The sequence below is a fragment of the Streptomyces sp. NPDC020490 genome (assembly GCF_044335305.1).
GTDB lineage: Bacteria > Actinomycetota > Actinomycetes > Streptomycetales > Streptomycetaceae > Streptomyces.
Window position 1 is genome coordinate 1 of the sequence record NZ_JBIRUY010000065.1, and the last position, 24502, is coordinate 24502.

General features: G+C 72.3%; 18 protein-coding genes and 2 pseudogenes. 8 read left to right on the plus strand and 12 right to left on the minus strand.

Annotation, left to right across the window (positions count from 1 at the left end):
* Positions 1–366: transposase family protein (locus ACH4ZX_RS38830; protein WP_398283400.1), on the minus strand; the 366-nt coding region annotated here is incomplete at its 3' end.
* A gap of 168 nt (positions 367–534) precedes the next feature.
* Between ACH4ZX_RS38830 and ACH4ZX_RS38835 the strand changes: the two are divergent.
* A pseudogene (locus tag ACH4ZX_RS38835) lies at positions 535–684 on the plus strand (IS256 family transposase); the annotation flags it as partial.
* 31 nt (positions 685–715) lie between these two features.
* Positions 716–2827, plus strand: a pseudogene (locus tag ACH4ZX_RS38840) (DNRLRE domain-containing protein); the annotation flags it as partial.
* Positions 2828–2993: 166 nt separating this feature from the next.
* On the opposite strand, the gene ACH4ZX_RS38845 reads toward ACH4ZX_RS38840, so the two are convergent.
* Positions 2994–3587 carry a CGNR zinc finger domain-containing protein gene (locus tag ACH4ZX_RS38845; RefSeq protein WP_398283402.1) on the minus strand — a complete coding sequence of 198 codons (594 nt, stop codon included), beginning with the start codon at positions 3585–3587 and terminating at the stop codon, positions 2994–2996.
* 86 nt (positions 3588–3673) lie between these two features.
* Here ACH4ZX_RS38845 and ACH4ZX_RS38850 point away from each other — a divergent pair, with 86 nt between their 5' ends.
* The 3 genes from ACH4ZX_RS38850 to ACH4ZX_RS38860 all read left to right on the plus strand — a co-directional run bounded on the left by ACH4ZX_RS38850 (position 3674) and on the right by ACH4ZX_RS38860 (position 6163).
* Positions 3674–4477, plus strand: a complete 804-nt coding sequence (locus ACH4ZX_RS38850; RefSeq protein WP_398283404.1) for an MBL fold metallo-hydrolase — start codon at positions 3674–3676, stop codon at positions 4475–4477.
* Between the two features lie 303 nt (positions 4478–4780).
* Positions 4781–5308, plus strand: coding sequence for a hypothetical protein (locus tag ACH4ZX_RS38855; protein ID WP_398283406.1), 528 nt, complete (start codon positions 4781–4783; stop codon positions 5306–5308).
* Positions 5309–5425: 117 nt separating this feature from the next.
* Positions 5426–6163, plus strand: coding sequence for a class F sortase (locus tag ACH4ZX_RS38860; protein WP_398283408.1), 738 nt, complete (start codon positions 5426–5428; stop codon positions 6161–6163).
* On the opposite strand, the gene ACH4ZX_RS38865 is transcribed toward ACH4ZX_RS38860, so the two are convergent.
* Positions 6101–6709, minus strand: a complete 609-nt coding sequence (locus tag ACH4ZX_RS38865; RefSeq protein WP_398283410.1) for a hypothetical protein — start codon at positions 6707–6709, stop codon at positions 6101–6103. The two genes, ACH4ZX_RS38860 and ACH4ZX_RS38865, sit on opposite strands and share 63 nt — an antisense overlap.
* A 225-nt stretch (positions 6710–6934) precedes the next feature.
* Between ACH4ZX_RS38865 and ACH4ZX_RS38870 the strand changes: the two genes are divergently transcribed.
* From ACH4ZX_RS38870 to nirD, 3 genes are read left to right on the plus strand one after another with little or no spacing between them, the layout of a single operon-like run.
* Positions 6935–8158 carry an NAD(P)/FAD-dependent oxidoreductase gene (locus ACH4ZX_RS38870; RefSeq protein ID WP_398283412.1) on the plus strand — a complete coding sequence of 408 codons (1224 nt, stop codon included), beginning with the start codon at positions 6935–6937 and terminating at the stop codon, positions 8156–8158.
* Positions 8159–10777 carry a nitrite reductase large subunit NirB gene (gene nirB, locus ACH4ZX_RS38875; RefSeq protein ID WP_398283414.1) on the plus strand — a complete coding sequence of 873 codons (2619 nt, stop codon included), beginning with the start codon at positions 8159–8161 and terminating at the stop codon, positions 10775–10777.
* Positions 10774–11124, plus strand: a complete 351-nt coding sequence (nirD, locus tag ACH4ZX_RS38880) for a nitrite reductase small subunit NirD (protein WP_398283416.1) — start codon at positions 10774–10776, stop codon at positions 11122–11124. The genes nirB and nirD overlap by 4 nt, the downstream gene beginning before the upstream one ends.
* 33 nt (positions 11125–11157) lie before the next feature.
* Here nirD and ACH4ZX_RS38885 read toward each other — a convergent pair whose 3' ends face one another.
* The 9 genes from ACH4ZX_RS38885 to ACH4ZX_RS38925 form a co-directional block, all read right to left on the minus strand.
* On the minus strand, positions 11158–12120 hold the full coding sequence (locus ACH4ZX_RS38885) for a TauD/TfdA dioxygenase family protein (protein WP_398283418.1): 963 nt from the start codon (positions 12118–12120) through the stop codon (positions 11158–11160).
* Between the two features lie 83 nt (positions 12121–12203).
* Positions 12204–13154, minus strand: a complete 951-nt coding sequence (locus tag ACH4ZX_RS38890; RefSeq protein WP_398283420.1) for an AEC family transporter — start codon at positions 13152–13154, stop codon at positions 12204–12206.
* Between the two features lie 20 nt (positions 13155–13174).
* Complete coding sequence (locus ACH4ZX_RS38895) at positions 13175–14074, minus strand: aminotransferase class IV (protein ID WP_398283422.1); 900 nt, start codon at positions 14072–14074, stop codon at positions 13175–13177.
* A 10-nt stretch (positions 14075–14084) separates the two neighbouring features.
* Complete coding sequence (locus ACH4ZX_RS38900) at positions 14085–14915, minus strand: hypothetical protein (RefSeq protein WP_398283424.1); 831 nt, start codon at positions 14913–14915, stop codon at positions 14085–14087.
* Positions 14912–16738, minus strand: a complete 1827-nt coding sequence (gene asnB / locus ACH4ZX_RS38905) for an asparagine synthase (glutamine-hydrolyzing) (RefSeq protein ID WP_398283426.1) — start codon at positions 16736–16738, stop codon at positions 14912–14914. The genes ACH4ZX_RS38900 and asnB overlap by 4 nt, the downstream gene beginning before the upstream one ends.
* A 2-nt stretch (positions 16739–16740) precedes the next feature.
* A complete protein-coding gene (locus tag ACH4ZX_RS38910) occupies positions 16741–17745 on the minus strand; it encodes a peptidase (RefSeq protein ID WP_398283428.1) in 1005 nt (334 codons plus the stop codon).
* The gene (locus ACH4ZX_RS38915) at positions 17742–19034 is read right to left on the minus strand and encodes an ATP-grasp domain-containing protein (RefSeq protein ID WP_398283430.1); all 1293 of its coding nucleotides are present in this window, start codon (positions 19032–19034) and stop codon (positions 17742–17744) included. Before ACH4ZX_RS38915 ends, ACH4ZX_RS38910 begins: the two co-directional genes overlap by 4 nt.
* Entirely contained in the window at positions 19031–22879 is a 3849-nt protein-coding gene (locus ACH4ZX_RS38920; RefSeq protein ID WP_398283432.1) for an amino acid adenylation domain-containing protein, read from the minus strand. Before ACH4ZX_RS38920 ends, ACH4ZX_RS38915 begins: the two co-directional genes overlap by 4 nt.
* 228 nt (positions 22880–23107) lie before the next feature.
* Positions 23108–24328: an MFS transporter gene (locus tag ACH4ZX_RS38925; protein WP_398283434.1), complete on the minus strand. Its 1221-nt coding sequence runs from the start codon at positions 24326–24328 to the stop codon at positions 23108–23110.
* Positions 24329–24502 lie beyond the last annotated feature (174 nt).

The following is a 24502-nucleotide window of genomic DNA, read 5'->3' on the forward strand; positions in this document are numbered from 1 at the left end:
GGCTCTGGCCTGCAGAAATGTGTTCACCGCGGCGTCGAAGGCGTCGCCGTCGAGGCGGCCGAGCAGTCGCATGACCGTGGTGGGATGCGGCACTGTGACCGCCCTGCTGAACGGGTCGAACGCGAAGCCGAGGGTCAGAAGGACCCAGCGGGGCGCGTCCGCGATCCACTCGGCGATCGCAGTCAGGGATCTCGCACCGGTCAGGACGCCCGCCGCGGCGGCCGTCACGATCGCCGTCAGCGGGAAGCATCGGCCGCGGCGGTCGCGCGGATCCGGCAGGCCCGCGAGGAAGCGGGCGAGGCACACCGCGTCCGGCAGCGGCTGCGGTGACGGGGTACGGGCCAGTTGCTCCAGGCCCGACGGCATGGGAGAAGATGAGACGGCAGGCACGGTCTTCGGTTGTGATCACGTGAACTCGACACTCACATGATCAACGAGGCCGTGCCCGCACCCGCACCCAGGCCCCATAAAGCGACATGACAGCCCATCACCGGGCAACCTCACCCAACCCGCAACCTTGCAAAGTCCCTGCCCGACCAGGCCGCCCTCAAGTGCGTCTACCTGGCCGTCATGAGCCTGGACCCGACCGGCACCGGACGCAAACGCTGGACCATGCGCTGGAAGGCCGCACTCCAAGCCTTCGACATCACCTTCGACGGCCGGCTCACCGCCGGACGTCGCTGAAGAAACCGACCGAGTTCCGCCGTTCGCTACACAGACCCACACCTGGGGGACCTCGCGCTCGTACTTCAACATCGACTTCGACAAGGACCTCAAGGGTACGAAGATCACCAGTGCGAAGCTGCGCATGCTGGAGACGTACTCCTGGTCCTGTCAGGACCGCTCGATGAGCGTGCACCTCACCGGTGAGATCGACTCGCACACCAACTGGAAGAACGCCCCCAAGCTGCACGACGGCAACCGGCTCGCCACCAAGAGCTTCGCCCACGGCTACAAGTCCGGCTGCCATGACGCGTTCGAGACCTTCGACGTGAAGAAGGGTGCCCAGAAGGCCGCCGACAGCGGCCAGGACACGATCACCTTCGGGATGCGCGCCCGCGACGAGAACGCGCAGTACGCCTGGAAGAAGTTCCAGGCCGATGGCGACTTCCCTCCGTACCTCGATCTCGTCTACAACCGCAAACCTTCGATCGTCTCCAACTCGCTCGGCCTGGGGCCCGACGGCAAGTGCACCACTACCGAACCGTACGTCCGCATGGGATCCGGTGACCTGACCTTCAGCGCCAAGGCCACGGACAAGGACAAGAACCTCGACTTCTTCAACTTCGACCTGTGGCAGGTCGGGCAGTGGGACAACACCGGCGACCTGCTGAAGTCGACAGGCAAGGTCACTGTGGGCGGCGACAAGGGCACGGCGCTGGGGATCACGGACGGTTTCTCCACCAGCGGCCTCAAGAGCGGTGCCACCTACTCCTGGCGAGTGCAGGCGGTGGACGACGCCGACAGCCGCTCGAGCTGGTACCCGAAGAAGCCGTGCCGGTTCGTGCTCGACACCACCGCGCCCCGCCCGCCCAAGGTCAGCTCCACCGACTTCCCCGACGCCGACGGCAGCGAGAACGGCTTCGGCAGCGGCGCCGAGGACGCCACCTGGAGCGTCAAGAAGTTCGGCACGCCGGGATCCTTCACCGTGCGAGCCGTGAACACCGACGTGGTGCGCTACGAGTACGGCTTCAACTCGCCCATCTACACGGGCAGCGTCAGCCGGGTCGCGGGTGCTGACACGAGCGTCAGCGGGACCATCTCGAACGCCAAGCCTCCGGCCGCCGGGCCCAACGTCCTCTTCGTGAGGACCGTCGACGGCTCGGGCAACGTCTCGCAGCCCACCAAGTACTTCTTCTACGTCACCCCACGCGACCAGGTCGACAAGGCCGGCGACTTCACCGGCGACGCGCTGCCCGACCTCTTCACGGTCACCGAGGCGGGCAACCTGGCCCTCTACCCGTCCCAGGCGGACAAGGACGACCTGACCAAGGGGACCGGGGACCTGGACTACTCCATGCCCGGCGCCTACCGGGCCAACCCCGCCAAGGATCCCAACGGGGACGACCTCCCTCCGTACGTGGCCGCGCCCTCAGGACACTTCAAGGGCGCGCTGATCACCCACAACGGCGACGTCTACGGCGGCGACGGCCTCCAGGACCTCGTGGTCCGCGTCGGGGGCAGGCTCTGGGTCTATCCGGGCGACGGCTACGGCGCCGTGGACATCGACCGGCGGAAGGAGATTCTGCTGCCCGAGGGTGCGCCGGCCCCGGCCGACTTCACCCAGATCCTGGCGGCAGGCGACGTCACCGGCGACGGACGCGCCGACTTCTTCGCCACGGTGAAGAACAGCGCCGGGACGGACGACGAGTTGTGGGCCTTCACCGGGTACCACGGCGCCACCGTCGACCAGGCCGTCCGCCTGTCCGCCTCCGCCTGGAAGGACCGCGACCTCGTCGTCGCCCAGGACGTCTCGGGCGACGGTGTCGGCGACCTCGTCTACCGCAGCGACGTCTCCGGCAGGCTGCTGCTCCGCAAGGGCATCGCCGCGAGCGGCGGCGGCGTGGACCTCAACTCGCTGGCCTCCGCCGCGAACTCCTCGGGCGGCGTCGACACCGAGTACGCCGCCTCCGGCTGGTCGAGCGGCAGCGTCCCGCGCCTGATGGGCACGCCCAGCGTCAACGGCGACGCGGTACCCGACATCTGGGCCGTCATGGCCGACGGATCCGTCCGCTTCTACACCGGCGGCAAGACAGCCCTCACCGCCTCCGGAACGGAGGTCTACGGCCCCCACGACTACTGGAAGACGCGTATCGCCATCGGCTGACGCCGTCCGCGTGTCCCGGCGCCCGGCAATTCGGGGGTCGGTGCCCGTCGAGGCACCGGCCCCGCCCCGGCCCCGAGATGCCCGGCGCCGGATGTTCAGGGCTTCGGACGGCGGCGAGCACGGGTGTTGTCCGGCTCGGTGCTGGTGGGGCCCGGGTGTTGCGGCGTCACCGGGAGGTGGTGCGGCGGGCGTAGGCGCGGGCGGCGCGGGCGCGGTCGCCGCAGCGGGTGGAGCACCAGTGGCGGCGGCCGTGGCGGAGCAGGTAGCGGGTGCAGGGGGCGGAGCCGCAGGCGGTGAGGCGCTCCGCGTCGGGGCCCGTGAGCAGGTCGGCGGCATCGGCGGCGAGGACGGCCAGGGCGTGGTCGACGATCGCGGTGGTGGGGTGAGGGGTGGCGCGGTAGGGGCCGGTCTTGTCGTCCCACTGCAGCAGCGGGGCGGTGGGGACGCGGGTCATCGCGTCGTTGACGGCGCCGACCGCGGCGGGAAGGGCGGGCAGGCCTTCGACGCGGGAGGCGAACAGCGACCTGATCTGTTCGCGCAGCGCGCGCACCTGCGCCGCGCACATCTCCCGCATGCCGGCGTCGACCGGCGCGAGACCGCGTTCCGTCAGCCACTGGTTCGCCTGTGCGGGAGTGCCCAGGAAATCGACCGTGTGCCCGCCGGGCAGCGTGATCACGCTGTTGGCGAGGGCGAGAGAGAGGTGCTCTTCCTCGCCCTGTGCGGGCGGCGGTCCGGGCTGTCCGATCACGGGCTCTTCCATGTTCCTCATGGTACGGCTTGCGTGTATCCGTGAGAAGCGGCTACGGTCCTCTCACGGTTACACAACTCCTATCCGTGAGGTTTGCCGTGTCTTCTCTCCCCGCGACGACCAGTGGGTTCCCTGTCCGTGTCTTCGGCGGCCCGACCGCCCTGTTCGAGTACGGCGGCTTGCGGTTCCTGACCGATCCGACCTTCGACGACCCCGGCGACTACGGCCGGCCCGGCCGCCCGGTCCTGACCAAGACCGCCCCCTCCACCGGCACCCGCGCCGACCTCGGCCGCGTCGACGTCGTCCTGCTCTCGCACGACGAGCACGCCGACAACCTCGACACCTCCGGCCGGGCCCTGCTCACCGACGTTCCCCTCACCCTGACCACGCGCGGCGGCGGCGAGCGCCTGGGCGAGAGCCTGGGGAAGAAGGTGAAGGGCCTGGCCGACTGGGAGTCCGTCGAACTGGACCGCCCCGGCGGCGGCACGGTCACCGTGACCGGTGTCCCCGCCGTCCACGGCCCCGGCCCCCGCGAGGAGGTCGAGCCGGTCACCGGCGAGGTCGTCGGCTTCGTGCTGAGCGGCGAGGGGCTGCCCACCGTCTACGTAAGCGGCGACAACGCCTCCCTCGACGCGGTCAGGGAGATCGCCGGCCGCTTCGCCCCCGTCGACACCGCCGTCCTCTTCGCCGGCGCCCCCCGCTTCCCCGTCCTCTTCGACAACCAGCCGCTCGTCCTGGACAGCGCCCAGGCCGCCGAGGCCACCCGGATCCTCGGCGCCGACCGCGTGGTCCCCGTCCACTACGACAGCTGGGCCCACTTCACCGAAGGCCACGACGACCTGGTCGCCGCCTTCACCGCCGCCGGGCTGGCCGACCGCCTGGACTGGGGCCGGCGAAGCTGACCCCCGGCGCCCGGAACGCCGACGGCGACGGCGGGACCTCCGCGCCACTCACACGTCTGCGGGCCCGGGCGCGTGCGCCGGGTCACCCGTTCACACCCCGTCCCGCACGCTTCCTCACGCCCCTCCCCGGCGAGCCCGCACAGCGCCGCTGACCTGGTCGGACGCGGGGACGGCGGGCGTCGGGGCGCGCCGCGGCCGACACCCGTTCAACCCCTTTCTGACGCTTCTTCAGCAAGCGCGCGCGGCCCGCTGCCTCTTACCTCGGTAGGGCAGGGGACACCCGAGAAGGCTCGAAGGAGCACCATGCGACGCACCGCCCGTCTGCTCACCGGCACCGCGCTCGCCCTCGCGGCCGCCGGTCTCGCCGCCGCGCCCGCCGCGCAGGCGGCCGGGCAGGACGACGACGTCGTGGTGTACCCGGCGTCCGTCGCGCCGGGCGGGCAGGTCACCGTGCGCGCGGCGGCGTGCGGCGGCCACGGTACGGCCACGGGTGACGCCGACGCGGTGGGCGGCGGTTCCTTCCCGCTGACGTCCGACGGGCCCGGGGGCGACGCGACCGGCCGGTTCGAGGTGCCGCCGAGCGCGCAGCCGGGGACGTACGAGATCGTCGCGAAGTGCGACGGGGACCGGCGGGAGGTCTCCGGCGACCTGGTCGTCTCGCTGAACCCGGCCCGTGAGCGGGTGCACCCCAGAGGAAGTGTCAAGACGGGGGTCGGCGGCGCGTTGGGCCCCGATCCCGTGCAGACCGCGGCCGGCGTGACGGCTCTCGCCGTCGCCGCCGCGGGCGGTACCTGGCTCCTGCATCGCCGGGCGAGAGGCGACGGGATCTGACGGGCACCCTCCGCTGCCCGTCGCCGGTACCGCATCTCCCCTCCCCCTCCGAGTCCGACGCCCCTCGCGGCCCGGAGGGGGTACGGGGTCCGTCCCAGCTCAGGAGGAGGGTCCGCCATGCGCAGGTTCGGCGCGTCCGGGATCGGCGCGTCCCGGTTCGGCGTACGCGCAGCCGACGCTACGGAAACGGGTGCGCCGGGGGCCGCCGCCCCCGCGTTCCGCAGGGGCGGCGGCCGGCGCCGGTTCGGCAACGCCGTCATAGCGGCCGTCACCGCGGCGGCCCTCTGCTCGGGCGCGTGGCTGCTGCGCAACGGCACCGAGGCGCACCCGCCGCCGCAGCCGTCCGCGGCCCAGGCGCACTCGGCGCGGGACGGCGACCGGCCCGGCGCCCCCGCGCTGCCGCCCTCGCCGCCCGAGCGCATCCGCATTCCCGCGATCCGCGTGGACGCCCCCCTCATGGGCCTCGGCCTCACCCCGGCGGGCAGCCTCGACGTGCCGCCCGCCGCGGAACGCAACCTCGCCGGCTGGTACCGGGCCGGCACCGCGCCGGGCGAGACGGGCACGGCGATCGTCGCCGGCCACGTCGACAACGCCGACGGACCGGCCGTCTTCTACCGTCTCGGCGCCCTGAAGAAGGGCGCCGCAGTGGACGTGGACCGTCGGGACGGCAGCGTCGCCGTCTTCACCGTGGACGCCGTGGAGGTCTACGACGCCGGGCACTTCCCCGACGAGAAGGTGTACGGCGCGGCGAAGCGGCCCGAGCTGCGGGTGATCACCTGCGGCGGGGGCTACTCACGGGCGACCGGCTACCGGGGCAACGTGGTCGTCTTCGCCCACCTGACCGGGAGCCGCTGACCCCGTCGGGCCGCTCACTGCCGGCACGTCGGCCGGACCGGCCAGGACCCTGCGGGCGAGGCCGGTCTGCAGCCGGGTGAGGCCGCGCCCGAGCCACGGCACCAGCAGCAGGAAACCGAGCCCGCCCACGACCGCGTGGAACGCCCAGGCGCCGGCGAAGGTGGGCCCGCCCCACGCGTCGGAGTAGTCGGAACCGGCTCGCAGGGGCCAGCCCAGGTTCATCGGGACCAGTGACCAGCCGTACAGCGTCACCGCGGCCGTGACCAGGTTGAGCGGCGCGGCGAGCAGCGCGTGGGCCAGCCCGGCGCGCGGTCCGCCCGCGAGGTCGGTGCCCAGCAGCCGCCGTATCAGGGCGCGCTGCCACCGGCCCGTCGGCGCCCCGCACAGGGCCAGGGGGACGCACGCCAGGCCCACCGGAAGGGCGATCACCTGGTAGGCGACACGGCGCCAGGTGGCGGCGGTGAACGGCTCGCGGACGATGCCCCGGACGTGTGGGGCGGCCTCGCGTACCGGGATGCGCCGGGTGCTGTGCGTCGTGGTGGCCATCGTGGTTCCCCCTGTGTGAGCTGGTGCGACCGTGGTGACACCAGGTTCGCGCGGCCCCCGGTCGTAGACGATGGTGCATGCACGAGACCCCAAGGTCGGGTTGACCCCACCCCGGCACCCCCCGTCCCGCCTCACACCCTTCGCCATCCCGCACTGAGGGCAGCGTTCCGCGTGGGAAACAGAGGTGATGCTGCCGGGTAACACCGACCCCGCACGCTGCTGGACATGACCTCGAATACGCGTGTGGTGGTGATCGGCGCCGGCCTCGCGGGCGTCCGTCTCGCCCGGCGGCTCGGCGAGCTCGGCACGCCGGTCACGCTGATCGGCGAGGAGGAACACCGCCCGTACAACCGGGTGCTGCTCGCCGAGGTGCTCGCCGGCCGCTTCGGCCCCGACGTGATCGCGCTGCCGGGGGTCGCGCCCGCGGAGCTGGTCCGCGCCCGGGTCACCGGCATCGACCGGGCCGCGCGGACCGTCGGCTGCGCGGACGGCTCCGTGATCGGGTACGGCACGCTGGTGCTCGCCACCGGATCCAACCCGGTGCTGCCGCCGCTGCGCGGTCTGTTCACCGGCGAGCGGCACGAACTGCCGGAGGGCGTGCACGCGTTCCGCACGATGGACGACTGCCTGGGGCTGTCCAAGGCGGTGCGGCCGGGCGTGCGGGCGGTCGTCATCGGCGGCGGGCTGCTCGGCGTCTCCGCCGCGCGGGCGCTGGCCCGGCGCGGGGCGCAGGTCGTCCTCGCCCAGCAGTCCGAACGCCTGATGGAACGTCAGCTCGACCCGAACGCGTCCCGGCTCGTGCGCCGGCACCTCGCGGACCTGGGCGTCGAGGTGCACACCGAGTGCCGGGTACGGGACGTGCGCTGCGTCGGCGGCGCGGTCCGCTCGGTCGAACTGCACGACGGCTACGCGCTCGACGCCGACCTGGTGGTGCTGGCCTGCGGGGTGCACCCGAGAGTGGGTCTCGCCCGGGCCGCCGGCCTGGAGGTCCGCAAGGGCGTCGTCGTCGACGGTGAACTGCGCACCTCCGACCCGCACATCCGGGCGATCGGCGACTGCGTGCAGTACGACGGCAGCGTCTACGGGCTGGCCGCGCCGGCGCTCGAACAGGCCGACGTGCTGGCCGAGTCGCTGGCCGGGAACCCCAACGTCCGCTACACCGGCACCCGTTCGCTGACCCGGCTCACCCTCGCCGGGCGCACCGACTTCGACCTCGCCGCGTTCGGCGAGACGGAGGCCCGGCCCGGCGACGACGTCGTGCAGCTCGCCGACGCCACCCGCGGCACCTACCGCAAGGTCGTCGTCCGCGACGACCGCCTGGTCGGCGGGGTCCTCGTCGGCGAACTCGGCACCGTCGGCGCGCTCGCCCGCGCCTGGGAGGGAGCGGAGCCGCTGCCCTCCGACGGCGGCCCGCTGCTCCACCTGCTCACCAACGATGGAGGCTCCTGAATGACCGCCACCCCGGGGGCCACCCCCACGATCGTGCTCGTCGGCCACGGCATGGTCGGCCAGCGCTTCCTCGAGGCGCTCGCCGAGCGCGGCCTGACCGCCACGCACCGCGTGGTCGTGCTGTGCGAGGAACCGCGTCCCGCGTACGACCGGGTGCAGCTCACCTCGTACTTCTCGGGCCGCACACCCGAGGAACTGTCGCTGACGGAAAGGGAGTTCATCGACTCCCACGGCATCGAGCTGCACATCGGCGACCCGGCGGAGAGCATCGACCGGGAGGCGCGGAAGGTGACCGCCCGGTCCGGTCTCGTCGTCGGCTACGACGTGCTGGTGCTGGCCACCGGCTCCTACCCGTTCGTCCCGCCGGTGCCCGGCAAGGACGCCGAGGGCTGCTTCGTCTACCGCACCATCGAGGACCTGCTCGCCATCGAGGAGTACGCGGGGCGGCGGGCGACCAGCGGAGCCGTGGTCGGCGGCGGTCTGCTCGGCCTGGAGGCCGCGGGCGCGCTGAAGGGGCTCGGACTCGACGCGCACATAGTGGAGTTCGCGCCGCGCCTGATGCCGGTCCAGGTCGACGAGGGCGGCGGCGCGGCGCTGCTGCGCACCATCGAGGAGATGGGGCTGAGCGTCCACACGGGCGTGGGCACGCAGGAGATCCTGACCGACGCCGACGGCGCGGTCACCGGCATGAAGCTGTCCGACGGCTCCGAACTGGCCACCGACATGGTGGTGTTCAGCGCCGGGGTGCGCCCCCGCGACCAGCTGGCCCGCGACTGCGGCCTGACCGTCGGCGAGCGGGGCGGCATCGCGGTCGACGAGCGGTGCCGGACCGTCGCCGACCCGCACGTGTTCGCGATCGGCGAGTGCGCGCTGGCCGTCGACGGCCGGGTGTACGGTCTGGTCGCCCCCGGCTACGAGCAGGCCGAGACGGCCGCCGCGACGATCGCCGAGGACGAGGCCGGACAGCCGGCGTTCACCGGCGCCGACCTGTCGACCAAGCTGAAGCTGCTCGGCGTGGACGTGGCGTCCTTCGGCGACGCGCACGGCACGGCCGAGGACTGCCTGGACGTCGTCTACGCCGACTCCCGCGCGGGCCTGTACAAGAAGCTGGTCATCGGCCGCGACGGCACGCTGCTCGGCGGCATCCTGGTCGGCGACGCGGACGCGTACGGCACGCTGCGCGCGCTGACCGGGTCGGTGCCGCCGGTCTCGCCCGAGTCGCTGGTGCTGCCCGCGGGCTCGGGGGGCGGCGCCCAGCTCGGCCCGTCCGCCCTGCCGGACGAGGCGATCATCTGCTCGTGCCACAACGTCTCCAAGGGCACCATTCGCGGCGCGGTCACCGAGCACCGGTGCACGACCGTGCCCGAGGTGAAGAAGTGCACCAAGGCCGGCACCGGGTGCGGCAGTTGCGTGAAGGTGCTGGGCCAGCTGGTGACCGCCGAGCTGGAGGCGAGCGGCGTCGAGGTCGACAAGGGCCTGTGCGGCTGCTTCGCGCAGACCCGCGAGGAGCTGTACGAGATCGTCCTCGCCCTGCGCGTCAACACCTACCAGGACCTGCTCGACCGCTACGGCCGGGACGGCGCCCGGGGCGGCGACGGCTGCGAGGTCTGCAAGCCGGCCGTCGCCTCGATCATCGCCTCCCTCGCCCCCACGATCGGCGCGAGCGGCTACGTCCTGGACGGCGAGCAGGCGGCCCTCCAGGACAGCAACGACCACTTCCTGGCCAACCTCCAGAAGAACGGCTCGTACTCCGTCGTGCCGCGCATCCCCGGCGGTGAGATCACCCCGGAGGGGCTGATCGTGATCGGGGAGATCGCCCGCGACTTCGGCCTCTACACGAAGATCACCGGCGGCCAGCGGATCGACATGTTCGGCGCCCGCGTCGAGCAACTGCCGCTGATCTGGGCGCGGTTGGTGGACGCCGGCTTCGAGTCGGGCCACGCCTACGGCAAGGCGCTGCGCACCGTGAAGTCCTGCGTCGGGCAGACCTGGTGCCGCTACGGCGTCCAGGACTCGGTCCGCATGGCGATCGACCTGGAGCTGCGCTACCGGGGCCTGCGCTCCCCGCACAAGCTGAAGTCGGCGGTGTCGGGGTGCGCCCGCGAGTGCGCGGAGGCCCAGTCCAAGGACTTCGGCGTCATCGCCACCGCGAGCGGCTGGAACCTGTACGTCGGCGGGAACGGCGGCGCCACCCCGCGCCACGCGGACCTGCTCGCACAGGACCTGTCCGACGACGGACTGGTCCGGCTGATCGACCGGTTCCTGATGTTCTACATCCGCACCGCCGACCGCCTGGAGCGCACCTCGGCCTGGCTGGAGCGGATCCCCGGCGGGCTGGACCACGTGCGGGAGGTGGTCGTGGAGGACTCCCTCGGCATCTGCGAGGAGCTGGAGTCCCTGATGGCCGCGCACGTCGCGAACTACCGCGACGAGTGGGCGGAGACCATCGACGACCCCGAGAAGCTCGCCCGGTTCGTGTCCTTCGTCAACGCGCCCGACACCCCCGACCCGGTCGTCGGCTTCGTGCCCGAGCGCGACCAGATCAAGCCCGACCTGCCCCTGCTGTCCATCGGCATGCGTCCCACCGAAGACCTCCTGGAAGGAAGCGCCCGGCGATGACCCTGGCACCCGAGACGACCGACCTGAAGATCCAGCTCCAGCTGGAGGACGGCTGGTTCACCGTCTGCGAGCTCGACCGGCTGCTCCCCGGCCGGGGCGTGGCGGCCCTCCTTCCGGACGGCCGCCAGGTCGCCCTGTTCCGCGACCGGGACGGCCGGCTGTACGGCATCGACAACCGCGACCCGTTCTGCGGCGCGGCGGTGCTCTCCCGCGGCCTGACCGGCACCCACCGGGGCCGCCCGTTCGTCGCCTCGCCCCTGCTGAAGCAGCGGTTCGACCTGGCGTCGGGGCAGTGTCTGGACGACGAGTCGGTGCGCGTGGCCACCTACGGGGTGCGGGCCGCCTGAGAACGGACACCCCGGATGCGCGGGCCGCGGTGTCTACCAGGCGCGCATCGGTTCTCCCGACACGAGCTGCGACACGAACCCCTGCGGTCCCCGTGCCGGTTCGCCGAGGACGGTGACGCGGTGCATGACGCGTTCGACGTCGAGGTGACCGAAGTCGGTGGGGGCGAGGTGGCAGGTGGTGCGGTTGTCCCAGAAGGCGATGCTGCCGGGCTCCCAGCGGAAGCGGACGGTGTACTCGGCGCTGGTCAGGTGCTGGAAGAGCATCTCCAGCAGGTGGCGGCTCTCCAGTTCGGTGAACCCGGTGACCCGGGTGGTCGAGCCCGGGCTGACGAAGAGCGCCTTCTCGCCGGTCTCGGGGTGGACGCGCACCACCGGGTGGACGGCGACCTGCGGGTCCTCGCAGTAGATCTTGAGGATCTCGCGGTCCCGCTCGTCGGAGTGGCGCAGATGGACGGCGGTGAAGAAGGCGTGCTCCGCGGTCAGCCCGTCCACGAACTCCCGCACCGGCGCCGAGAGGCCCTGGTACGCGGCGACGGTGTTGGTCCACTGGGTGTCGCCGCCGAAGGCCGGGGTCTTCTCGGCGCGCAGGATGGACAGGCTGGGCGGGTTGACGGCCTGGGTCAGGTCGCTGTGCCAGCCGGCGAGCGGGGAGAGCCACTTGCGGCGGTAGTGCTCCTCGAAGTCGGGGCCGTAGCGCTCGGTGTCGCGCTTGGGGTCGACGGTGAGGATCTCCGGGTGGCCCTCGGGGTGGACACCGTGCTTCTTGCCGGGGCGCCGGGTCAGCGCGCCGAAGCGGCGGCCGAAGGCGATGTGCTGGGCGTGGGTGAGGTCCTGGCCGCGGAAGAACACGACACGGTGGGTCAGCACCGCCTGGCGGATCTCCCGCACCGTGGCCTCGTCGAGTTCGTCACGGAGGTCGACGCCCGAGATCTCGGCGCCGATACGGCCGGCGGACTGCTGGACGGTGATTCTGGTGAGCTGCGCGCTGTGCGGCACGGTGATGCCTTTCCGGAGGGGTCGACGGGGATGGGTTTCTGCGCACGACCGTCACGGCGCAGCCGTCGGTGCTCCTGCGTCGTTCAGGCCGCGTGCGCCGCCCACTGCGCCCACAGCGGGAGCAGCAGCAGCGCGACGACCGAGCTCTTGATGACGAGGGCGGCGGACATGTCGACCCCGACGTCGTAGCGCTGGGCGAAGATGAACAGGTTCTGCGGCGCGGGCATGGCCGCGATCAGGACCAGGTAGCCGAGCCACTGGCCGCCGACGCCGAAGAGGTCGTGGCACACCAGGTAGGTGATCAGCGGGAACGCGACACACTTGAAGGCGATGATCCACATCTCCTCCCGGGTGGTGCCCCGCACCTTCAGGCCGCTGCCGCCGAGGTGCAGTCCCAGGGCGAACAGCGCCACGGGCGAGGCGCTGTCGCCGACGAACGCGAAGCTGTCGAGCACCACTTTCGGCACGGTCACGGGCATCAGGTTGAGCACGATGCCGGCGTTGCAGGCGACGACGACGGGCGTCATCAGTGAGGCGGTGACGGCGGATCCGAGCCGTCGCGCGGGGCTGCCGACGCGGTCCGGGCGGCCCAGCTCCATGATCGAGATGACGACGAGGGACAGGACGCACACCTGGAACAGCAGTACCGGGAAGATCGGTGCCGCGTTCCCGAACAGCATGATGAACACCGGCACGGCGAAGTAGGCCGTGTTCACCTGGACGGCCGCCATGATGCGCAGGGCCACACCGCGGGGGTCGCGTACTCCGGTGGCCCCGGCCACCGCCCCGGTGAGTACGGCCGCGACGGCGGCCGCGGCCGCGTAGCCGGTGATGGCCCGCCAGTCGAACAGCGTGCCCAGGTCGCTGCGGTAGATGTTGCCGAACAGGAAGCAGGGCACGGCGAAGAGGAAGGCGTAGTCCGCGAAGACCTTCGAACTCTCGGCGGGCACCACCTTCCGCCTCGCGAGGACGACCCCGCAGCCGAAGGCCAGCACCACCGGCGCCAGCTTCTCCAGAGCATCCACCGCTCCCATGCACGTGCCCCCGCTCTTGATTACCGCGTGCTCACGTCGACGCGTCCCTCGACCAGCTCCCGGTAACCGGCGACGATCCTGCGCAGTACGTCATTGCCACCGAGGTCGTAGTAATGATCACCGATGCGGCTGACCGGCAGGATCTCGCAGGCGGTTCCGCACAGGAACGCGCCGTCCGCCTCGCCCGCGAACGCCGGCGGCAGGTCGCCGACCACGCAGGCGATGCCCTCGCGCTCGGCGATGGCCAGCACGCACGCCCGGGTGATGCCCTCGATGGTGCAGCGGGTCGTCGGGGTGTGCAGCACGCCGTTCCGGGTGAAGAACAGGTGTGCTCCGGTCGCCTCGACGAAGTTGCCGCGGTCGTCGAGGAGGAGCGCGTCGTCGAAGCCGGCACGCAGTGCCTCGTTCTTGCTGACCGTGCCGATCATGTAGTTGCCGGCCGCCTTGCTCTTGACCGGCGCGTACTCGGGCGAGGGGCGGCGGTAGCGGCCGGTCACCAGGGAGATGCCCTTCTCCAGGGCGTCCGTGGCGGCGTAGTAGCCCTCCGGGAGCTCCCAGGCGGCGACCGATGTGTGCACGCTCGTCCTCAGCGCGGCGGTCTGGATGATCTCCGAGCCGCGCCAGGCGTTCATCCGGACGTAGCCCTCGGTGATGCCCTCCTCGGCGACGACCGCGAGTGTCGCCTCGTGGAGTTCGCCGGCGCCGTACTCGAGGTCGAAGTCGAGGATGCGTGCCGAGGCGCCCAGCCGGGCGATGTGCTCCTCCAGCAGGAACGGACTGCCGCCGTAGACGCGGATGCCCTCGAAGACGCTGGAGGCGTAGTGCAGTCCGTGGGTGAGCACGTGCAGTGTCGCGTCGGCCCAGTCCACGAGGGCGCCGTCGTACCAGATCCTGCCGGTGCGCTGGTCGAAGGGGATCACGGTGTGCCTCTCAGAGCGCCAGGTCGAACAGCGGGTGCTGGAGGTCGCCGACCAGGGCGACGAAGCGGCGCTGGTGGTGGGTGAGGGCACGCACCGACACCCCGTGCAGGGCGAGGGGGTTGATGGGGTACATCACCAGGGTGTTGCTCTCGTAGGGGATGGTGGTGACCTCCTCGACGTAGCCCGGGTCGATGTCGAAGCGGTTGTCGCCGTACTCGGAGGCGCTGGTGTGGAACTTGTGCGCGCCGGGCCGGTACTTGTAGAGGACGAGGTCGCCGCCTTCGGTGTCGTCCTCGGGCAGGCGCATGTAGAAGAGGCCGCCGAAGAGCTTGTACGGCTTGTCGACGTGCGGTCCGCGGTAGGAGGACGGCCTGCCGGTGACGGCGGAGTTGATGACGGCCGTGCAGTCCATGAGGATGTCGTGGGTCTCGAAGGTGTCCCGGTTGCGGCGGCCCACGCGCAGCTCGCGCAGCGGGCCGGGCTGTTCCTCGGCGGTGGGGAGACGGTCGAGCAGGTCCTCCTGGAACAGGTCGAGGAACTGCCGGTAGAAGGCGGGCGAGGAGTGGTGGGTCACGAAGTCCTTCCAAACCCGTGCCATCGCCGGATCGGCCAGGATCGGCTCCGACATGTAGTTGTAGCGCTCGTTGGAGGTGATCGGCTTGCCGATCCGCTCGCCGATGTACTCGGCGGTCGGCATCGACTTGGACAGGGCGTCGTAGAGGTCCTGCGGCAGCGCGTCGCGGACGACGACGTGCGGGAACGGGTCGCGGCGTATGTCGTCGCGGGTGACGCCGTCCAGTACGGAGGTGATGGCGGGCGTGGTCTCGGTCGCGTCGGTCATCGGCTCGCTCTTTCCGGGAGGGGGGCGGGTGTGAGGCCGCGGGCGCGCAGCCAGGTCTCCAGGACCAGGAGGGACCACAGGAGTTCGGCGGCGTGCGCCGCGGGGTTCTCGGTCTGGGTGCGGAAGACGTCCTGGACGGTGTCCTGCCGGACGTAGTCGCGGCAGCGGGCGTCGCGGCCGAGGAGGAGGTCGCCGATCATGTCGTACAGCGCCTCCCCCGGCCTGATCATCGCGGTGACGGGCAGGGTGAACGGCTGCTTGGGCCGCTCCACGATGCTCCGCGGGACCCAGCGCCGCGCGGCTTCGGCCACCGGCGCCTTCACCGCGTCGCCGGCCACCTTGACGTGGGCGGGGGTCGCGCGGGCCAGGCGCATCACGGACGGCTGGAGAAAGGGGATGCGGGCCTCCACCGAGTGGGCCATGCTCAGGTGGTCGACCCGGCGCAGGATGTAGTAAGGGAACCGCTCCTGCTGGTCGTAGCGCAGCAGCGTCTCCAGCTTGCCGTGCTCGCCCGAGCGGACCCGGCGGTCGAGTTCGTCGCCGCTGCGGTCGCCGAAGCAGCCTCCCGCGTCCTTGACGTGGGCCAGGTAGTCGGGGGTGTAGAGCCGGCCGAGGGCCGCCGTGTCGGCCGCCGCCATGGTGCCCTGGTAGGTGCGGTGCCAGGTGGCGGCGCCGTCCCGGTCCGCCTTGACGAACCGGGCGTACCCGGCGAAGAGTTCGTCGGCTCCGTCGCCGGTCAGGGCCACCTTGAAACCGGCCTGGTGGACGGCCTCGAAGAGGGCGAAGGTGCTGAGGCCGTGCGGGGCGTTGTTGGGCTGGTCGAGGTGGCGGACGTACCGCTCGACGAGTTCGGGGAAGCCGGCCGGGTCGAGGAGCACCTGGTGGTGTTCGGTGCCGCAGTGGCGGGCGACCTCCGCGGCGTGGTGGCGTTCGTCGGCCGGCCAGTCTCCGCGGTAGGCGATGTTGAAGGAGGCCACCTCGGGAACCAGGTGGGCGGCGAGGGCCGTGGTGTAGCTGGAGTCCAGCCCCCCGCTGGTGACGACGCAGACGGGGACGTCGGCGTCGAGCATCAGGCCCACCTCGGTGCGCAGCAGTTCGTCGAGGAGTGCGGCCGCGGCCGCGACGGTCGGCTCGCCGCCGGGCCAGTCGGGCTCCGCGGGTGCCAGCGGGGTGCGGGTGAGCGTCGTCCGCCCGTCGGCGAAGCGCAGGGCGGAGCCGGGCTCCAGCGTACGGACCCGGGGGTGGACGGTGCCCGGCCCCCAGACGGCCTTGCCGCCGAGGTAGCGGTCGACGGCGAGCGGGTCGAGTTCGCCGGGGAAGTCGGGGAACAGGCTGAGGGCCCGCAGTTCGGAGGCGAAACGCAGGCGGCGGCCGTCGGCGGACACGTAGTAGTAGAGCGACTTCATGCCGGCGTGGTCGGTGAAGAGCTTGAGGGCGGGTTCCTCGCGCTCGTCGACGAGCGCGAGGGCGAACATGCCTTCCAGGCGGGAGGTGAACGCGTCCCCGTGCAGCTCGTACAGCGGCAGCAGGACGTTCCCGTCGCAGTCGCCGTCGAAGGTGTAACCGTGGGCGGCGAGTTCGGCGCGCAGTTGCCGGTGGTTGTAGATCTCGCCGTTGAACACGCAGGTCAGCGGGCCGTGCCGGAAGGGCTGCCGGCCGGAGTCGATGCCCTGGACGGCCAGCCGGTTGGTGCCGAGCGCCCACCCGCCGCTTCGTAGGACGGTCTGTTCGTCGGGGCCGCCCGGGTACATCGCCGCGGCCACCGCCTCCAGTACGCCGGGGCCGGCGCGTTCGCCGCCGAAGCAGCCGTAGATGCGGCACATGGTCAGGCCTCCTTGCCCGGGACGGCGCCCGCGGGTTCGAGGGCGAGGCCGGCGGACCGGGTGCCGCTCTGCCGGGCCCGTGGATGGTGCCGGCCGAGGAACTCGGTCACGATCTCCACCTGCCGCAGGATGTCGTCGAGCTGCTCGGGGGTGGGGCTGACGCCGTGGCCGTCGAGGGCGCTGTTGCCCGTCTTGAGGTGGACGGGTGCGGCGGCGCGGACGATGTCGGGGGCCTCGTAGGTGCGGATGAACCCGCCGGACGTCCTGGGGTTGTCCACATGGCAGTCCAGCGGGATCGCGACCGCCTGCCGAAGCGCCGCGATCATGGGCAGGGTCAGGTCGCGCACCGGGTTGAAGCTGTCCGCGCCGAGCATCTCCAGCATCTGCGCGGAGGCCGGGTTGCCCTGTCCGCAGTGCGCGGAGACCTTCAGGTGGATGTCGGCGGGCAGCTCGCCGGCGGTGCGCAGGCGTCCGAGCACCCACAGCAGGCCCTCGTCGTAGACCACGAAGCCGCGGACGCCCAGGCCGATGCCGCGTTTGACGTCCTCGACGGCCCGGATGATCTGTTCCTGGCCGCGCAGCCGGTAGGCGATGCGGGAGCCTTCCGGGGTCTGGACGCTGCCGCCGATGTCGTAGGCGGCGCGGGGTCCGACCGACATGAGGATCTCGGCCCCGTACTCCGCGCCCAGGGCGACGTACTCGCCGATCTCGCTCGCCGTGTGCCGGCACATGCCGCGGGTCTCGGTGATCCGGTTGATGGTGAAGCCGCGGCGGCGGCTCTCGGTGAGCAGTGTCTCGGCGGCCCGGACGGAGTTCACGGTGGGCACCTCGATGCGGAAGTGCCCGCCGTCGGGGAACGTCCCGTCGGAGTCGGGGACGCGCTGCAGGTCCCCTTCGGGCAGGCCCAGCCGGGCGAGCTGCCTGCGGGTCTGGTCGTAGAACGCGGTGGTGGCCGTCATCCGGTCACCGGCCGTGGCGGTCATCCGGTCACCTGTCGTGGCGGTCATCCGGTCACCTCGAAGCCGAGCCGGCCGGCCATGCCGCGGACGATGTCCTCGGCGATGCGGATCGACGTCGCGCGGTCGGCGTGCACGACCTGCACCTCGCCGAAGTTGCCGAGGTTGCCCCGGCAGGGGACGAGCGTGTCGCCGTCGGGGAAGCGGACGGTGAGCGCGTGCAGACTGTCGCCGTACTCGGCGGCGGCCCAGTCGAGGTCGGGTACCCGGTCGGGCTTCGGCACGGTGTCGGCGGCGCCGAACCAGCGGACGATCGCGTAGTGGGTGAAGGCGCTCGGGCCGCGCTCCACCGGCTCGTCCAGGTGGATGCGTACGAGCAGTTCGAAGATGTCCCCGCCGCCGGCGAGCCGGAAGAGGTTCGGCAGGCAGGAGCCCATCAGGCGCGGGTTGACCTCGATCAGCCGGGGCGTGCCGTCCGCGCCCAGCATGATCTCGACGTGGAAGATGCCGAGCCGCAGGCCGAGCGCGCCGACGACGGCCTCGGCGAACTCCATCACGCGGTCGTGCTCGTCGGCCGTGATGCCCGCGGGGATCGTCGTGCCGGTCTCCAGGGCCTCGTGCCGGTGCCAGGTGGAGCGCTCGCTGACGGCCAGCCGCAGGAACCGGCCGCGGGCGAGGCCGATCTCGGCGGACAGGAAACGTCCGGCGAGGTACTCCTCGACGAGGATGCCCGCCGCGTAGACGCCCTCGCCGGCCCGCCCGAGGACGTCGGCCAGGTGCCGCTCGTCGGCGATGACGTGCGCGCCCTCGCTGCCGGAGCCCCGGGCCGGTTTGACGACGACCGGGTAGCCGGTGGCGGCCGCGAAGGCGGCGGCCTCCGCGACGCCGCCGACGACGGCGTGCCGGGTGCGGTCGACGCCGGCTTCCGCGAGGATCCGCCGGCAGCGGTCCTTCTGCTTGGCGGCGGCCGCGGCGGCGGCGTCGGTGAACGGCACCCCGAGTTCCTCGGCGATCCGCGCGACGGGGACCACCAGCGCGTCGACGGTGGCGACGAACCCGTCGACCGGCCGGTCCCGGTGGACGGCCCGGACGCAGGCGAGCAGGGCGTCGGGGTCGGTGGCGTCCTTGAGCACGTGGACCCGGTCGACGAAGCGGGCGTAGGGGGAGGCGTCGAAGTCGACGTTCTGGGCCTGCTCCATGAGCAGGGAGCGGATGAGCGTCACGTGGTGGCCGAGCCGCTTGGCCGCCTCGAACGCCGGGGCGTTGCCGGCCTTCCAGGTCACGAAGACCACGTGCCGTCCGCTGCCGTGCCGGTCCGTCGGGTGGTGTGGGTCTGTCATGGGGTTCTCCTAGCGAACCGCTGGCCGATGCGGACGAAGCCCGGGGTGGCGGTGCCGGGCAGGGGAATGAAGGAGATGGAACCGGCGAGGATGTTCTTCTCGGAGATGGAGCTGAACCCGCCCGCGCCGGACGAGACGAGGTCCCCTTCGTCCAGGTGCTGCCATCCGCCGTCCGGCCGGCGTTCGGAGTAGGCGTAGCGCAGGTGCTCGGCGCCGCGCTCCACGTGGAGCCGGTAGCCGTCGGAGGCGTAGAGTCCGGGGCAGTCGTCGAGGTCCATCTCGAACGGGCGCCCGGTGCGGATGAGCCCCTCGCCGGTGAAGGCCCGCAGCACGTCCTCGTAGAGGCCGAACACCGGGTAGGCGTTGGCGAGGAGGAGCAGGAAGGAACGCTCCTCGGGGAAGATCTGGACGAAGTTGTGGTGACCGCTGCCGTTGGAGTTGAAGCCGAAGGCGGTCGGGCCGAACATCAGCCAGCCCAGGCCCCAGGCGTGCATGAAGTGGTGGCCGGGGACGGGGATCTGCGGGGTGCGCATCTGCCGGGCGAGCCCGTCGGACAGCAGGCGCTCGCCGTCGGGGGTGACACCGTCGTTCACGGCGAGCAGGGCGATCTTCGCCAGTTCCGCCAGGGTGAGGCAGACGGAGAAGGAGCCGGCCGCGTCGTCGGCGACGGTCTGCCGCGGCGGGTCGTGGCGTACGTACTGCTTGACCTGCTCGGTCCATACGTAGCCGGTGGAGACGGTGCGCCCGTAGTGGCCGTCCTCGGTGCGGGTCTGCGGGATCTCCTTGATGCCGAGCGGGGTGAGCAGGAGGTCGTTGACCGCGCGGCGCCAGGGGATCTTCAGGAGCTTCTCGATCAGCGCGGCGACGATCGAGGTGCCGACCGCCGAGTACGCGAAGACCTCGCCGGGCTCGAAGAGCTGGCCGTAGCCGGCCAGGGTGTCCAGGTAGGTGTCGAGGTCGGGCAGGTCGGTGTCGTGCCAGACCTCGTAGGAGTCGTCGACGCCGCTGGTGTGCGACAGCAGGTGCCGCAGGGTCACCTCGACGGTGCGGCCGTCGCGGCGGCGGAACGCCCCCGGCAGCAGTTCGTGGAGCGGCTGGTCGAGGCCGATCAGGCCGCGGTCGACGAGACGGAGCGCGACGAAGGCCAGCATGGGCTTGGTGATGCAGGTGACGCGCTGCCGGGTCCGGGGGCCGTACGGGGTGCGCGAGGCGGTGTCGGTGACGCCGTGGTAGGTCAGCTCCAGCGTGCCGTCGAGGTACACCGCGGCGCCCGCCCCGGGGACGCCGTGTCCGCGGGCGGACTGGCGGAGGGTGTCGGCCACGGCGCGCAGCCGCTCGGGGGTGCCGACGGGGGCCTGGGGGCCGGCCGCCCGCTCGCGGGTGCGGCGCAGCAGTGCCGCCTGCTCGGCCAGGGTGCGGTGGCCGTGGATCTCCGCCACCCGGACGGGGCGGCCGGCGGCGTCGGACAGGCGGGCCGCGAGCAGGGTGGCCAGCAGGGAGTGGCCGCCGACGGAGAAGAAGTCCAGGTCGGAGGAGATGCCGCTGAGGCCGAGGAGTTCGGCCCACACGCGGGCGACGCGGGCTTCGTCGGGGTCGTCGCCGGTGAACGCGGCGGCGGTGTCGGTGCCCCGGTCGGCGGCGCGGGCGGCGAGGGCCGTGCGGTCGACCTTGCCGTTGGGCAGGCGGGGCAGCCGGTCCTCGACGACGATCTCGGCGGGCTGCATGTAGTGCGGCAGTCTGGCCCGCAGCCGGGCGGCCACCGCCTCGGCCGTCACCTCGGCGCCGTCCCGGCCCACGTAGCAGACCAGCCGGGTGTCCGTGCCGGTGCGCACGGCCAGGGCCGCGACGTCGCGCAGGCCCACGACCTCGCGGGCCACCGATTCGATCTCGCCGAGTTCGATGCGGAAGCCGCGCACCTTGACCTGGTTGTCCTTGCGGCCGAGGAAGCGGAGTTCGCCGTTCTCGGTCCAGCGCGCCAGGTCGCCGGTGCGGTACAGCCGTCCGCCGGGTACCGGGCCGAGGTGCGCCGGAGCGGTGGTGAACACCGCCGCGGTGCGCTCGGGGTCGTTGATGTAGCCGTCGGCCAGGCCGTCGCCGCCGAGGTGGAGCTCGCCCGTGGCGCCGTACGGCACGGGCCGGCCGTCGGCGTCGAGCAGGTAGGCGACGGTGTTGTGGACCGGGATGCCGATCGAAGGGGGCTCGGTGGTGGGGCCGGTGAAGCACTTCCACGTCGAGTAGGTGGTGTCCTCGGACGGCCCGTACAGGTTGTAGAGCCGCCGCACGCCCGTCGTGGCGAACGCGGCGTTCACCATTTCCTTCGACAGCGGCTCCCCCGCGACGTTGAGCACCCGCACCGACGCGGGCACGGCCGCGCGCTGGAGCAGCACGTTCAGGGCGCTCGGCACGGTGTTGACCAGGGTCGGGCGCAGCCCCTCGTCCTCGGTGAGCGCGAGGACGTTGTCCACGACGACGACGCGGCCGCCGCGGGTGAGCGGGGCCCACAGTTCGTACACCGACAGGTCGAAGTTGAGGGAGGTGGAGAACAGCACCCGGGCCAGGTCCTCGGGTGTGTACGTGGCCTCGGACCAGGCCAGCAGCGCCACGACGTTGCGGTGGCCGATCACCACGCCCTTGGGCAGGCCGGTCGATCCGGAGGTGTAGATGAGGTGGGTGGCGGCCTCCGGGCCGACGGTGACGTCCGGCGGGGTGTCGTCCTCGGCGAACGACTTCTCCCACAGCTCCGCCCACGGCAGCGCGGCCGCGGACCCGCCGGCGAGCCAGCCGGGGGTCTCGTCCCCGTCGTGGACGACGGCGGCCATGTCGGCCGTCGCGGCGATGGCGGTCAGCCGGTCGGCGGGATAGGCCGGGTCGAGGGGGACGTAGGCGCAGCCCGCCTTGTGGACGGCGAGCAGCAGGACGACAGCGCGGTGGGTGCGGGGCAGCGAGAGGCCGATCCGGGAGCCGGGGGCGATCCCGAGAGCGCCGAGTGCGCGCGCCAGCCGGTTCGCCTGCTGGTCGAGCCGACGGTACGTCAGCACCGAGCCGCGCCACTCGACGGCCGGGGCGTCGGGGGTGCGGGCGGCCTGGGCCTCGACGAGGGCGTGCAGGGTGGTGTCGCGGTCGTAGGGGCGGGCGGTGTCGTTGAGTTCCCGCAGCAGGCGGCGGGTCTCGTGCTCGGAGAGCAGGGGCAGGTCGGCGACGGGCGTCCGCGGGTGCTGTTCGGCGTGGCGCAGCAGGGTGTCGAGGTTGGCGGCCATGCGCCTGATCAGCTCCGGGGTGAAGAGCCCGCGGTCGTAGTGCAGGGTGAACCGGGCCGCGTGGCCGGCGGTTTCGGAGATGTCGAGGAGGAGCGCGAAGCCCTCGGGCAGGCCGGGCGTGGCGCCGTCGGAGTGGACGGTGCCGGCCCGCAGGCCGCCGCCGAGGTCGGCGGGTTCGCCGGGCACGGCGGTGCGTGCCGCTTCGCGGTAGCGGGCGCCGAGGGCGGCTGCCAGTTCGGTGAGGGTCGGCTCCCGGGTGTCGTGGGAGCGCACGGCCGCGGGCCGGTCGAGAGGTGCGCCGCCGGTCCCGCCCGCGCGGGCCAGGGCGATGTCGTCCTGGCCGCTGTAGCGGTGCAGGAGCACCGTGAAGGCGGCGTGCCCCAGGTCCGCCAGAGCGGTCCCGGAGGCCGCGGCCGGCGGCGCGGTGGCGCCGGCGCCGCTGCCGGGCGCCCAGGAGTGGCTCCCGGTGCCCGCGGGTGGCACGGCCCCGTCGGCGGTGTCGCGGACGGGCAGTTGCAGTGCCGGCGCCGCAGTGGACAATGCGGCGGGATTTTCGTCCACTGTCACGTTCCCCTCGTCGTCGTTCATTCGCTTTTCCGCACGGAATATGCGCATCCCCTGTTTGCGGGCATGCCGAACACGCTCAGGCCGTTCCATGGGCGCCCCGCAATTCGACGACGGCGGCGATGAAATCGAAACGTTCCGTACGGCGCCTTGTGCCGAAATTCCGGCCACGACGGAAAGAGCGTCAGAACAATGGTGGAACCGTGCGGAATCACCCGAGTCGTCGGGACATTCCGCGGACGTTTTTCCGGGTCAGGCCGCGACCGGGTCGGAGGCGGCCCCGCCGCCTCGCACGGCCCGGTTGACGACCGCCGGCATGGCGGCCCCGACGAGCGCGAAGCCGACCGCCATGACGATCCAGCCGAGGGTGCCGTGCTGGATGACGAGCCAGGTCAGCAGGGCGGGCGCGATCATCTTGCCGAGGTCCGCCCCCATCGCGTAGGTGCCCTGGTACTGGCCCTGGGCGTGCTCGGGCGCCAGCCCGAACGACATGCCCCAGCTGCCGGCGGACTGCCGGATCTCGCCCAGGACGTGGGCGAGGGCGCCGACCAGGAGCAGCGTGCCGGCGACCGCGGCGGAGGCTCCGCCGGTCAGCGCGAACACGACGCAGGCGACCGCGAGGCACAGCGATCCGGAGCGCGAGGCCCTGGCGGCCGCGGACGGCTCGTCCGTCCCGCGCGCCGCCCTGACCTGGAGCAGCACCACCGCGACGGTGTTGGTGAACAGGATGGCCGCGATGATCCACCTCGGGGCGTGGGTGTGGTGCAGCACCCACAGCGGCAGGACCACGTCGAGCAGCAGGTTGTGCATCGACAGCAGCCCGTCCAGCACGATGAAGGTCAGGTACGGCCGGTCCCTGAGCACGATCAGCGCGGGCCCCGGCCGGGCCGGCTGCGCGGGGACGGCGGGCAGGAGCAGGGTGAGCAGCCCGGTGGTCAGGTACGTGGCGGCGTTGAAGGCGACGGCCAGCTTGTACGCCCCGACCGAGTCGACGGCCAGCAGCATGCCGGCCAGCGCCGCGCCGACGGAGACGCTGACGTTGCCCGTGGCCCGCAGATAGGCGCGTACGGAGACCCGCTGCTCAGGCGGGACGAGGCCCGCGACCATGGCCATCCTGGCGCTGCGGCTGGCGCTGTAGGCGATGCCCTGGACACTGACCACCGCGACGTACTGGGCGAATCCGTCCACCACGAGGAGGGCGGCGGTGAGCGGCCCGAGGGCGATGAACGACCAGATCTGGACGGAGCGCGGGCCGATCCGGTCGGCCAGGTGGCCCGTCGGGGTGCTGACCGCGAGGGCGGTACCGGCGGCTATGCCGACGCCGATGCCGAACTGGCCGGGCGACAGGTGCAGGACGGTGGTCGCGTAGATGGCGTTCAGCGCCATCCAGAGCCCCTGGCCGAGCGTGTGGACCAGGGTGATGCCGGTGAGGACGCGAGCGGGACCCGGTGCCGGGAGGAAGCGGCTCAGCATACGCCGGCCGTTCCGCCCGCTGCGCACCTACGGTCCAGCGGCACGGACGGCCCATCGGATTCCGGAGGGTGTAACCGGACAGTGAGGCTTTTCCAACCTCAGCTTGACGTGGCCAGGTGAAGGGCGAGTACGGCCTTGACCAGGTCGGTGATGCGGGTGGTGCTGCAGCGGAGC